We start from the raw sequence: 12,186 nt of genomic DNA on the forward strand, positions 1-12,186 counted from the left end.
ACTATGACAACGTCATCTTCTGCTTATTTTCCACATTTAATTTTGCCTAAAGGGCAACCCATAAAAGATGGTTTATATTGTGTTTTACGAGATGCAATTCTAGAAGGCCGTCTATCTGGGGGAACAAAACTACCCTCAAGTCGCAATTTGGCAGAGATGATGTCCATTTCCCGTAATTCTGTATTGGCGGGATTAGAACGTTTGCTCGATGAAGGCTATTTAGTCACTAAACCAAGTTCAGGAACTTATGTTGCTGCCGTCATTCCAGACCAATTAATTCAAATTCAAAATGATATAACCCAGACAAAATCTCAACCTACGCAAAGCATCAACATTAATCCACATTTCACTAATTTGTTGCGTCATTGGAATAAGCAGACATTATCAAGTCAAGAGAAGAAAATATTTCATGTGGGTGTAGGCTGTGTCGATTTATTTCCCCATGAACTTTGGGGCAAATTATTAGGGCGTGCATGGCGACAATCTTATTATCAATTAGGCCAATTCCATGATCCCCGAGGCTATCTGCCTTTACGTCAGGCAATTTGTCATTATGTTAAGTCAACACGAGGATTAAACTGTCAGGAAGAACAAATTCTGATTGTGAATGGAACACAACAGGCAATTCATTTGGCTGCGTATGCACTGTTACAGCCAAATGACCAAGTGTGTTTAGATGAGCCGGGTTATGACGCAGCCTTAAATATATTCCGTAGTTTTGGTGCCATAGTAAACCCTATCACTAGTGATGAGGAGGGGATGAGAGTTGAAGAAATTATTCATGACCATGCTGAAAGCAAACTCATTTACACAGCTCCCTCACATCAATTTCCACTTGGCGACACCCTGAGTCTTGCTCGCCGATTTGCTTTATTGGACTGGGCTACCCAACATCAAAAATGGATCTTTGAAGATGACTACAACAGCGAATTTCGTTATGGAACACATCCTATACAAGCATTACAAGGTTTAGATGAACAGCATCGTGTGATTTATGCAGGCACATTTTCTAAGATGATGTTTCCTGAATTCCGACTTGGGTTTATGGTCGTTCCTGAAGCCTTAATTGAGGTTTTTAGTCTGGCAAAATATTATACCGACACGCGTAGTTCCTATCTGGAACAGGTGGCACTGACTGCATTTATTAAAGATGGTCATTATGCACGGCATGTGCGTAAAGTCCGTAAAGCCTGTTACGAACGTCAACAGGCTTTAATTGTAGCAATTGAAACCTATCTTTCAGATGTACTAACTGTACAGCCTACCGATTCAGGAATTCATTTGGTTTGTTGGCTTAAGAATGGTTGGACTGAAAAAGAATTTCTTATTGAATGTGAAAAAGTGGGTTTAGCTGTACAGCCTTTATCCAGATATTGTCAAGTCGAATCCCAAAGACCCGCCGTACTATTTGGTTATGCAGCGCATACGCCTGATGAATTACAAGCAAATATTAAAAAGCTTGCGCAATCTCTTTATTAGTTTTTTGATAATTTAAAATATGCCCGTTAGTTTCTAAAATATGAGAAGACTAATTTTGCTATGCACATAATTAAATTCACTATAGATGCTTCTTTATTATGCATACATTTAAGAATTATTGATGCATTATTCAGTGATAAGAATTTTAAAAAGCAATTAAAATATGAGTCTGTATATTTTGTCGTTGAAAAAGGATTTATGGGTGTACAATGCTGATTGTGGAGTCGGAAAAGCTTCTAAAAAATATAACAAAAAAAAACGGGCTGAATCAGTTTGATATAAAAATATACTCTAGAGGTATTTCACAAAATTAATTTTTTCATTTAAAAAAAGAAAAAGATTCTGTCTTGATATATAGTTTCAATGAAAGGATAGAAGAATGACCAATCGAAGGATTTTGATTGGCATAAAAGTTGCTGTTTTAAGCAATAGGGTCTTAGCTAGGTGAAAAGGATATGACATCACTCAGCCAACAGATGAATGTGAACCACTATTCTCGGCAAGCAGATTTTGCACAGAATTTAATGTCGAGCATTTGTGGCGAACATCGTTTAGATACAAGTGCACGCGATACCTTAGATTTTCATTACGATGGTATGCGTTTGCCCAATCGGAAAATGGCGATTGGTACGATTCGTTATGGTGCAAATGTTGCCATCAATATTTCCAATTTAAAAGCCTATAGTATTAGCTTGCCTTTACAGGGGAAACAGGCGCTAAGTATTCGTGGTGAAAATTATGTTTCAGATGAGAATAGAGGGTTAATTGTCTCGAATAATGATTGTCAGGAATTAGTTATTAACCGTGATTGTCAGAAATTACAGGTCGTTATTCCTGAGCGAAGTATGCATATGGTTTTGGCGGATTTGTTAAATCAGTCCATTGACCAGCCTATTATTTTTAATCCAGAAATGCATATCGATTCAACTCAATTAATTCATGCATGGTGGAAAAATATCCAAAATTTCTTGCAGTTTAATGCACAGAATAATGGTTTTTTTGGCTTGCAAATGCTGTCTGATGATTATGAAAATTTTGTGATTAAGGCGTTATTGCTTTCTCAAGAGCATAATTATTCTGCGGCATTGAAAGTACAGGCACAGCAACAAGAGCCGGTCTATATTCGCAAAGTTAAAAACTTCATTATTGAACATGCACATGAAGACATTCGTGCTGATGATTTACAACGTTTGGCAGGCGTTTCAAAGTCAAAACTGTACGATGAATTTCAGCAATATTATGGTACTAGCCCGATGTCCTTTTTGCGCAAATATCGCTTGCAGCAAATTTATAAAATTTTAAGTCATGCCAATATGAATGCTAAGTTATCGATTTCAAAACTGGCTTATGATTGGGGTTTTACCCACCTCAGTCGTTTTTCCCAAGACTATAAAGAGGAGTTTGGTGAAAAGCCGAGTGAAACTAAAAATAAGTCACGTGAATAAATGATGAGATATAAGAAACCCCTGATTGAGAAATTTCATCAGGGGTTTTTTAATGCAATATACAAATGGTTTAGACTGAATTTTCTAAGTTATAGATTGCTTTAGTTTTAGATTTTTCATAAATGACTTTTAGGGTTAAAGCCATAAATGAAATGAAAGTTGGGATAGCCAGTACAAAGAAGATGCCACCTAAACTTAGGTTAAAGGTGAAAATAAGTGAACCAAAGAATGCCCCCAAGATCGCACCAATCCGTCCGATACCATGCATCCAAGACACCCCAACTGCGCGGCAAACGGCTGGATAGAACATAGTTGCTAATGGTAGGAGTGATGACTGTGCTCCTGCAAGCAGTGCACCAATCAAGAAAATGGTGATGCCGAGCAATAGAATATTTGAGCTGACTACACCTGCAACAAGGAATAAGCCGAACGCGATGAGGTAAGCATATTTGATTACGGTGGTTGGATTCACCTTATCCATATACCAACCCATGATGGTTGCGCCAATTACACCACCAAAAGGGAAGATGGCGGCAATTAAGCTAAATTGTTGTGTACTAAAGCCCGCTGTTTTTAAAATAGTTGGCATCCAACTAGTTAAAAGATAAAACACCAAGAGGCTAGTAAAACAGCATAACCACAGCATACTTGAACCCCATAAGTATTTGCCCAATACAATTTTTACAGGATTTTCATTGGTGGTTTCGGTTTGTGGTAACACCAGTTTCACAGGTTCGCTAAACGGATGTCCTTGAATTTTTTCTAAGATGGCGAGTGCTTTATCTTGGCGGTTGCGTGCAATCAGCGATTGTGTCGATTCAGGTAAAGCAAGCAGTAATGCAATGACCAATAGTAAAGGAATACTACCGCCAAGAATGATCACTTTTGCCCAGCCAAATGCTTCGAGTAAGTAGGCAGACAAGACTCCGCCACAAGAAATGCCTAACATAAAACCACAACCTGCGAGTCCTGTGAGAAAGGCTTTGCGCTTAACTGGCATATATTCAGATACCATTGTACTGATGTTTGGCATGGCTGCACCTAATCCAACCCCTGTAATAAAACGGTAAATCATCAGTTCTTGGGTAGAGCTAGCAAAACCACAAAGAATGGTAAACACCGAGAATAGAAGGGTGGTTGTGACAATAATGCCTTTACGTCCAAATTTATCAGACAGTGGTCCCGAAATGATCGCACCAATCGACATCCCGACCAATGCAGCACTGAGTACGGGGGCAAGTTGTGGTTTGCTAATGCCCCAATCATCCAGTAAAGCGGGGGCAATAAAGCCAATAATGCCCGTATCTAGGCCATCGCAGAAAAACACCAAAAAGCCGAGAATAAACACCAGCCATTGTAGGGGGGAGAGCTTCTCCCGATTAATAATCTGATTTACTTCAATTGTTCTCATAATTCTTCCTTTGAATGTATGTTTTAGCTCGGTTGGATTGACCCTTTTTGTACAAATTTACTCATGGCATTGATGGATGAATTTTGCGTTAGCAATGTTCGCACATGAGTGAAAGGTGTTCGATTTACACCAGAGACATCGCCTTGTTCTGATCGGCAGAAAGACTCTTTTTAAACGGTAGAGAAAGTTGCGCTATCGCGAGGTATGAACATATCTTGATTGAACTATTTTTATACTTGGAGGACTATCCACTAACTCCTGAACTTCATCCATTTTTTCCATTCATGCTGGATAGTTTTTTTACAGATTATTTTGTGTCACCTGTGCAAACAAAAGAAGCATCCATATTTAGACACGCAATTTAGAATTGCGCATGGATTGGATAGTGCTCGCAGCTTTTGGACAGTCATCTTAAAAATTTGGATAGAAGATAAAGCCATAACAAAGTCAGGAGTTGACGATTATGGCTGGTCAAACGATTCAGATAAAAACCGAGACTGGTAAACAATTTAGTGCTTACTTGGTCGCCCCATCTTCAGGTAAAGGTCCAGGCATTGTGTTGTGTCAGGAAATCTTTGGGGTCAATGCCGCAATGCGGGAAAAGGCAAATTTTCTTGCCGAGGAAGGATACACTGTTCTTGTTCCTGATTTATTTTGGCGTAGTGCAGCCAATATTGAATTGGGCTATACCCCAGAAGATTTTCAAAAAGCTTATGCACTTTATCAACAATACGATGAAAATTTAGGGGTAGAAGATATACAAGATAGTCTGGCTTATCTGCAAACACGACCTGAATGTGATACGTCTACAGGGCTGGGTGTTGTTGGGTATTGCTTGGGTGGAAAGCTGGCGTATTTAGCCGCCTGTCGTTTACCAGAAGTTGCTTGTGCCGTTGGCTACTACGGGGTTGGTTTAGAAAATGTACTGGATGAGCTAGCTAACCTAAAAGGACGTTTGGTACTGCATATCGCAGAGTTAGATCAATTCACCCCACCAGATGCACGACAAGCGATTTTGCAAGCCGCGAGTCAATATAGCAATGTCAAAGCCTATGTCTATGAAGATGTCGATCATGCTTTTGCTAGACCGAAAAGTGAACATTACCACAAACCATCAGCCCGATTTGCCCATGAGCGAATGGTGACTGCACTGCATGACACGATTGGACCACATTATGATTTGGTGGCGTTATGGGAAGAGCATATTCGGCATGAGTTTGATACACGAGATGTCCCTGCGACCATGGCAACCATGGTGGCTGAACCTTATGTAAATCACATTCCAACGTTAACAGGTGGTGTGGGGCAAAGTCAGTTAGCGCGTTTCTATCGTTACCATTTTGTCCATCAAAACCCTGAAGACATGAAGATTACCTCTATATCACGCACAGTGGGATCAACACAGGTGGTCGATGAATTTATCATGAGTTTTACTCACGACACCGAAATTGATTGGCTACTGCCAGGGGTGAAACCAACAGGCAAATACGTCGAAATTCCAATGCTGGGTGTTATTCAATTTCGCGGTTCTAAACTGTGTCATGAACATATTTATTGGGATCAGGCATCGGTACTAGTGCAAATTGGTTTACTCAACCCTGAGGGATTGCCTGTGGCCGGTGTTGAGACGGCTAAAAAACTCCTGAATGAAGATTTACCTTCCAATACGCTGATGCCGTCATGGAACAGCAGCGAAGGAAAACCCATTGGTGAGGGAGTGTAATTATGAACATTGATTTAAAAGGCAAGGTTGCCGTGGTCAGTGGCGGTGCAACCCTCATTGGAAAGGCCGTGGTTCAGGCTTTGGTGAATGCAGGCGCACGCGTTGCCATTCTAGATATCGATGCCAACGGAAAGAAAGTTGCAGAAAGTTTTCCTTATGACGTGATGTTCATACAAGTGGATTTGACCAGTGATGTGGCGATTCAACAGGCAGTCAAGAACATTCATCAGCATTTGGGGGAAGTCAGTTGTTTGGTGAACTTGGCATGTACTTACTTAGATGATGGCTTTCAGTCCTCGCGTCAGGACTGGCTAAAGGCATTGGATGTCAATGTGTTGTCTGTAGTGGAGTTAACGCGTGCCTTTTATCCAGACTTAAAAGAGCATCGTGGTTCGATTGTGAATTTTACTTCGATTTCTGCCAAGTATGCGCAAACAGGACGCTGGTTATATCCCGTATCCAAAGCGGCTATTCGCCAATTAACTCAAAGTATGGCCATGGATTTTGCCGCTGATGGTATTCGGGTCAATTCGATTTCCCCAGGTTGGACATGGTCGCGGGTGATTGCCGAAGTCAGCGGCAACAACCGTGAAAAAGCAGATGGCGTTGCAGCGGATTATCACTTATTAGGCCGTTTAGGACATCCAGAAGAAGTGGCCAATGTGGTGCAGTTTTTACTGTCATCTGCAGCGAGTTTTGTAACTGGGGCAGATTATGCCGTCGATGGTGGATATTCGGTCATGGGACCTGAAGGGGCACAGCCCACCATTCCACGCTTAGCCAGCTAAAACAGACATTCATTATTTAGAACATTAAGAAATTTGGAGAAACACATGCGCCGTATTGCAATTGTTGGAGCAGGACAATCAGGCCTGCAACTTGGATTAGGTCTGTTAGATACAGGCTATGACGTGACCTTAATTACCAACCGTACTGCCGATGAAATCCGTCAGGGCAAAGTTATGTCCAGTCAATGTATGTTTCATACTGCTTTACAAACGGAACGAGACTTAGGGCTGAACTTTTGGGAAGAACAATGTCCTGCAGTGGAAGGAATTGGCTTGGCTTTGGTCAATCCTGAACATGGTGGCAAAGCCTTTGAATGGAGTGCACGTCTGGAACGCTATGCACAATCAGTCGATCAGCGCGTGAAAATGCCCTTTTGGATGCAGGAATTTGAAAAACGTGGTGGGCGATTAATCATTCAGGATGTTGGGATAGAAGAACTAGAGCAACTGGCCAATGAATATGAATTGGTCTTGCTCGCCGCAGGAAAGGGTGAGGTTGTCAAACAGTTTGAACGTGATGCGGAACGAAGCACTTTTGATCGACCGCAACGTGCCTTGGCACTGACCTATGTTAAAGGCATGAAACCTGTTTCCCCATATTCACGCGTCACTTTCAACATTATTCCAGAAGTGGGGGAATACTTCTCTTTCCCAGCACTGACCATTAATGGACCTTGCGACATTATGGTTTTTGAAGGCATACCCAACGGCCCTATGGACTGTTGGCAAGATGTACAAACGCCTGAACAGCATTTACAGCGCAGTCTTGAACTGCTTAAAAAATATGTGCCATGGGAATTTGAGCGTTGCAGCAATGTTGAACTTACCGATGCAGGCGGTTATTTGGCAGGTCGATTCCCACCAACAGTGCGTAAACCTGTTTTGACGCTGCCTTCAGGTAATAAAATCTTTGGTATGGCAGATGCGCTAGTCGTAAATGATCCAATTACAGGTCAAGGTTCAAATAATGCTGCCAAATGCAGCAAAATTTATTTCGATGCCATTTTGTCTAATGATGATCAAGCCTTTAGTGAAGCATGGATGCAACAAACCTTTGAACGCTATTGGGCATACGCCGAAAAAGTCGTGGCATGGACCAATAGTCTGCTGTTGCCACCACAACCGCATGTCGTGGAATTACTTGCCGCTGCCAGCCAGAACCAAGCGATTGCATCAGTGATGGCAAATAACTTTGATGACCCACGAGACTTTGCACCGTGGTGGTTTGATGCGGAACAGGCTCAGCATTTTCTTGCCATGAAAACAGCTCAAAAAGTTGCCTAATCAGGTTTTGTAAAAAGGATCTTACTTATGATTGATAGCATTGAAGATATGGCATTACTGCCAGTAAACGTAGAAAACCCAAGAGAAATACGGAATTTACTTGGGCAGTTTGCAACAGGTGTAACGGTCATCACGACACGCAGTAAGCAGGGACGAAAAGTTGGCATGACAGCGAACTCTTTTTCCTCCTTGTCACTCGACCCGCCATTAATTTTATGGAGTTTGTCTAAAACGGCCCCAAGCCTGTCAGATTTTGTTGATGCGGAACACTTTGCCATTCACATGTTGGCGCAAGAACATCATCTGCTTTCTGGGCATTTTGCCAAAGCTTCTGCCGATAAATTCGCTGGAATTGCACATCGAGAATGTGACGTAGGTGTACCCATTCTGGAGGATGTGCTGGCAACCCTTGTCTGTCGAAATGTGACCCAATACGAAGGAGGCGATCACCTTATTTTTATTGGTCAAATTGAGCAATATCAACAACGGCAGGGAGAGCCATTGGTTTTCCATGCAGGGAAATACCGAGTCGCGGCTGCTCATCCAGAGCTAAGCAATTAAAGATTTAGTCACGATGTTTCATCGTGACTTTTTTATTTAGGAAAAAACAATGAAGTCTCATGTAGTACAAAAAAGTGTTTTGCTCTGTAGTTTGAGTTGTATTTCTATCATGGCACAAGCCTATGATTTGCCAACTGTAAATTTAGGTATGACCAGTTTTTTAGATGGCGGCTTACCTGCGGGGACAGGTTGGTATGCGCAGACCTATTTTCAAAACTATGACAGTGATGAATTGGTCGATGCTCAGGGAAATAAATTGGGCTTGCCCAAAACAGATTTGAATTATCAAGTACTGGTTGAACAAGTCAGTTATTTGTCCAATGTAAGATTAGGCGATCATGCCAGTTTAGGGGTGAATTTTCTGATTCCATTTGTGAGCAAAATGGATATGGATGATGGATTGAATCAAATGGCAATCAAATCACAGGGTGGTTTTGGTGATGTGATGATCGGGCCTTTTGTACAATTCGATCCAATTATGGGGGCAGCGGGTCCCAAATTTGTACATCGGATTGAGTTCCAAGTGAACCTGCCAACAGGGGATTACAGTTCACAAAAAGATATTAATCCGAGTAATAACGCGGTTTCGTTAGATCCATATTGGGCGGCAACCTACTGGTTTAATCCAAAGTGGACGGCTTCGACACGTATTCATTATCTGTATAATTTTAAAAATGATGATCCAAGCTATGCATTTGTTGGTGTAGATGAGATTCAAGCGGGTCAGGCATTGCATGCAAACTTTGCTACAGAATATGCATTTACTCCGCAGTTGCGTTTGGGGATCAATGGATATTGGTTAAAGCAAATCACTGATACTGAAGTGGATGGTGAGAAAGTCAAAGGACGTAAAGAAAAAGTCTGGGCAATTGGTCCAGGTGCAATGTACAGCTTTTCACCGAATAACCATGTAGTGGCCAATGCTTATTTTGAACAAGATGCAGAAAACCGTCCAGAAGGCACACGGATGCAAGTTCGCTATATTCATCATTTCTAATTAAAACAATGCCTTTTATCCCTTGCAGGATGAAAGGCAATTAATTTATGAGTTATTGTAGATAGTATGTAAATTGACTTAGCTACAACGACGTGTAGATGACGGTAAAGTTCCAAAACGTCTTTTATATTCTTGAGAAAATCTGCCTAAATGGGTAAATCCCCATTTAAATGCCACATCGGTAACGGTCAAATGTTCATTCCGTACGAGTTCTAAGTGTGCCTGCTCAAAACGTAATTCTCTCAGATATGCCATTGGGGTCGTGCCCAAATAGTTTTTAAAGCCCGTAAATAAGGTACGTACACTTACACCCGCTTGTTCTGCCAGCGTTTCTACGCTTAAAGGCTCATGTAAATGTTGTTGAATATAGGCTTCAGTCCGTTTAATAAAATGTGGCGAAATGGTTTTGTCTTTATGCGAATCTATTTTATCCAAGCCATTATTGGGCTGCCCATAAATTAGTGCATTTAATAGATTCGATTCAAACTGTTTAAAAGCCAATGGATGATGCAGTGGATGTTTGTCGCATGCCAGTGCATCCATTAAGGTGCGGAGTAATTGCAAAAAGTAGCTGCCATTTTGGGTGGCAAAATCGAGTTTGGGATCAAAAATCAGCGGGGTATTGTCTGTGTCAGGAATATGTTGGCGGCAGTGATGCAGAAAATCATCTTTAGAAATTTTTAAAATAAGTTGCGGAGAGTTGGCATGCCAGCGCATCCGCAAAGATTGTTGCGGTGAGATGATGGATGCGACTTGCGAATAGGATATAAATTTTTGACGTCCAAATTCAATTTCAGCATAACCATGAGTTGGAATTTGGATTAAATAAAATTTGTCTAAATGGTCTGGTTCTATAATCACATCCGCACCGTAGACTAAACGGCTAATGGATAGGGCACCTGTTTTAACATGGTGCATGGTTGCACTAAAATTTTTCTGTGGCTTAGAGATTTTTAACAGGTGAGGCTTAAAAACTTGCCCTACATTTTTACAGGTTTCATTTATATCTTGATGGTTGAACAGTAAATTATGGGGAGAAAAAATAGATTCTTGCTGAAAATGCCGTCCATTTAATTCAGAAGAGTTGGCTTGATACATATCGTTATTCCTTTGGCTAACTCCTGCTTGTATTTCACCTTTGAAAACTCTGCTCGGAAGAATTTTGAAGAGGTGTAAATACTGCACTTAGATGATTCAGTTGTGCGCAAAATATATAAAGATCAATGCAAGATACAGACCAGAATTGCCAAAAAATGCTGCTTTCAACAAGTTTTAGTGAAGGATGAAATATCCTTATTTTAAGTGTTTAATAACAAGCATATACTTGAAGATTCCATTCCATGCGCTTGGTGTTTTTATTCAGATCTTAGTCCTTAAGATCTATACAATTTTATAGCAAATCCAAGTGATCTGGTCAATTTTATGATCACTTGGATGATGCTGATCTTATTGAAATATGATGTATTTAAATGAATGTATGCTTATAGACATGCATTCACTTGTAGGAAATTCATAAGGTTTTGATTAAACGCCGTTGGCTGTTCCACATTGGAAATATGCGACGCATCAATTTCTACCAACTGACTCTTGGGAATTTGACTCAGCATAAACTCAGCATCCGCCACCGTTGTCACAGGATCTTGCTGTCCTGCAACAATCAACACAGGAACTGTAATTGTCTTTAATTGTTCCCGAACATCCGCTTTAGCCAAAGCTTCACAACAACTCGCATAACCTTCAGGGCTGCCAGCACCTAAGTCGTTTGAAAGCGTTGCAACTGTTGCTGCGTTGCTTTGGATAAAGGGAACTGTAAACCATCGCGAAGCTGCGCTGTCCGCAATGGATTGTAAACCTTGAGATCTGACCAAAGCCGCCCGATCCAGCCAAGCCTGCTCCTGACCAATTTTAGCCGCCGTATTACATACCACCACATGGCTAAAACGCTCAGGATAATGAATCGCCAACCATTGACCGGTTAAGCCCCCCATGGAGATGCCACAAAATGCAGCGCGTTGAATCTTTAAATGATCCAGCAAATGAATCACATCCTCACCCAATTGTTGCAGGCTATAAGGCCCTTGCGGGGTAGACGAAGCACCATGACCACGCGTGTCATAACACACCACAAAGAACTGCTCTTTTAAAGCATTAAACTGCTGTTGCCACATGCCATAATTGGTACCCAAAGAATTAGAAAATACCAAAGCAGGATTGGCGGCATCACCAAAAGTTGCGTAATTGATGGTTGCATCATTTGAAATAAATGTTGGCATAAAATCCCTCCCGACCTCCCTTTAAAAAAGGGAGGGGAAATATCTTAAATAGTTATGATTTGTTAAACCCGCTGAATAATCATTGCAATGCCTTGACCGACACCAATACACATCGAACACAAGGCATAGGTTCCACCCGTTTGTTCCAATTGATTTAATGCTGTGGTGACTAAACGCGCACCTGATGCACCCAACGGATGACCAATCGCAATCGCACCACCATTG

10 protein-coding genes and 1 pseudogene are annotated in these 12,186 nt (G+C 41.3%); 7 read left to right on the forward strand and 4 right to left on the reverse strand.

Going from position 1 to position 12,186, the window contains the following annotated elements:
• Positions 1 to 3: 3 nt before the first annotated feature.
• On the forward strand, positions 4 to 1,479 hold the full coding sequence (pdxR, locus tag F4W09_RS03135) for a MocR-like pyridoxine biosynthesis transcription factor PdxR (protein ID WP_151503983.1): 1,476 nt from the start codon (positions 4 to 6) through the stop codon (positions 1,477 to 1,479).
• A 455-nt stretch (positions 1,480 to 1,934) separates the two neighbouring features.
• Complete coding sequence (locus F4W09_RS03140; RefSeq protein WP_016166475.1) at positions 1,935 to 2,924, forward strand: AraC family transcriptional regulator; 990 nt, start codon at positions 1,935 to 1,937, stop codon at positions 2,922 to 2,924.
• Between the two features lie 70 nt (positions 2,925 to 2,994).
• On the opposite strand, the gene F4W09_RS03145 is transcribed toward F4W09_RS03140, so the two are convergent.
• On the reverse strand, positions 2,995 to 4,335 hold the full coding sequence (locus F4W09_RS03145) for an MFS transporter (RefSeq protein WP_151503984.1): 1,341 nt from the start codon (positions 4,333 to 4,335) through the stop codon (positions 2,995 to 2,997).
• 463 nt (positions 4,336 to 4,798) lie between these two features.
• Here F4W09_RS03145 and F4W09_RS03150 point away from each other — a divergent pair, with 463 nt between their 5' ends.
• From F4W09_RS03150 to F4W09_RS03170, 5 genes are all read left to right on the forward strand, one after another.
• Positions 4,799 to 6,058, forward strand: a complete 1,260-nt coding sequence (locus tag F4W09_RS03150; protein ID WP_044738000.1) for a dienelactone hydrolase family protein — start codon at positions 4,799 to 4,801, stop codon at positions 6,056 to 6,058.
• Between the two features lie 2 nt (positions 6,059 to 6,060).
• Complete coding sequence (locus F4W09_RS03155) at positions 6,061 to 6,846, forward strand: SDR family oxidoreductase (RefSeq protein WP_044738001.1); 786 nt, start codon at positions 6,061 to 6,063, stop codon at positions 6,844 to 6,846.
• A 45-nt stretch (positions 6,847 to 6,891) separates the two neighbouring features.
• Positions 6,892 to 8,130, forward strand: a complete 1,239-nt coding sequence (locus F4W09_RS03160; RefSeq protein ID WP_215899316.1) for a styrene monooxygenase/indole monooxygenase family protein — start codon at positions 6,892 to 6,894, stop codon at positions 8,128 to 8,130.
• 30 nt (positions 8,131 to 8,160) lie between these two features.
• Positions 8,161 to 8,691, forward strand: coding sequence for a flavin reductase family protein (locus F4W09_RS03165; RefSeq protein ID WP_044738011.1), 531 nt, complete (start codon positions 8,161 to 8,163; stop codon positions 8,689 to 8,691).
• A gap of 109 nt (positions 8,692 to 8,800) precedes the next feature.
• The gene (locus F4W09_RS03170; protein WP_418655079.1) at positions 8,801 to 9,688 is read left to right on the forward strand and encodes a SphA family protein; all 888 of its coding nucleotides are present in this window, start codon (positions 8,801 to 8,803) and stop codon (positions 9,686 to 9,688) included.
• A gap of 78 nt (positions 9,689 to 9,766) precedes the next feature.
• On the opposite strand, the gene F4W09_RS03175 is transcribed toward F4W09_RS03170, so the two are convergent.
• From F4W09_RS03175 to F4W09_RS03185, 3 genes and pseudogenes are all read right to left on the reverse strand, one after another.
• Positions 9,767 to 10,786 carry an AraC-like ligand-binding domain-containing protein gene (locus F4W09_RS03175; RefSeq protein WP_151503987.1) on the reverse strand — a complete coding sequence of 340 codons (1,020 nt, stop codon included), beginning with the start codon at positions 10,784 to 10,786 and terminating at the stop codon, positions 9,767 to 9,769.
• A gap of 383 nt (positions 10,787 to 11,169) precedes the next feature.
• The gene (gene pcaD / locus F4W09_RS03180) at positions 11,170 to 11,961 is read right to left on the reverse strand and encodes a 3-oxoadipate enol-lactonase (RefSeq protein WP_151503988.1); all 792 of its coding nucleotides are present in this window, start codon (positions 11,959 to 11,961) and stop codon (positions 11,170 to 11,172) included.
• 62 nt (positions 11,962 to 12,023) lie between these two features.
• A pseudogene (locus F4W09_RS03185) lies at positions 12,024 to 12,186 on the reverse strand (acetyl-CoA C-acyltransferase); the annotation flags it as partial.

Origin of the sequence: Acinetobacter tandoii, assembly GCF_008867985.1 — a bacterium.
Classification (GTDB): domain Bacteria; phylum Pseudomonadota; class Gammaproteobacteria; order Pseudomonadales; family Moraxellaceae; genus Acinetobacter; species Acinetobacter tandoii.

Excerpts from the sequence above, each read along its gene's own strand:
- pdxR (WP_151503983.1), top strand. The coding sequence starts at position 4 with ATGACAACGTCATCTTCTGCTTATTTTCCACATTTAATTTTGCCTAAA.
- F4W09_RS03140 (WP_016166475.1), top strand. The coding sequence starts at position 1,935 with ATGACATCACTCAGCCAACAGATGAATGTGAACCACTATTCTCGGCAA.
- F4W09_RS03145 (WP_151503984.1), bottom strand. The coding sequence starts at position 4,335 with ATGAGAACAATTGAAGTAAATCAGATTATTAATCGGGAGAAGCTCTCC.
- F4W09_RS03150 (WP_044738000.1), top strand. The coding sequence starts at position 4,799 with ATGGCTGGTCAAACGATTCAGATAAAAACCGAGACTGGTAAACAATTT.
- F4W09_RS03155 (WP_044738001.1), top strand. The coding sequence starts at position 6,061 with ATGAACATTGATTTAAAAGGCAAGGTTGCCGTGGTCAGTGGCGGTGCA.
- F4W09_RS03160 (WP_215899316.1), top strand. The coding sequence starts at position 6,892 with ATGCGCCGTATTGCAATTGTTGGAGCAGGACAATCAGGCCTGCAACTT.
- F4W09_RS03170 (WP_418655079.1), top strand. The coding sequence starts at position 8,801 with ATGGCACAAGCCTATGATTTGCCAACTGTAAATTTAGGTATGACCAGT.
- F4W09_RS03175 (WP_151503987.1), bottom strand. The coding sequence starts at position 10,786 with ATGTATCAAGCCAACTCTTCTGAATTAAATGGACGGCATTTTCAGCAA.
- pcaD (WP_151503988.1), bottom strand. The coding sequence starts at position 11,961 with ATGCCAACATTTATTTCAAATGATGCAACCATCAATTACGCAACTTTT.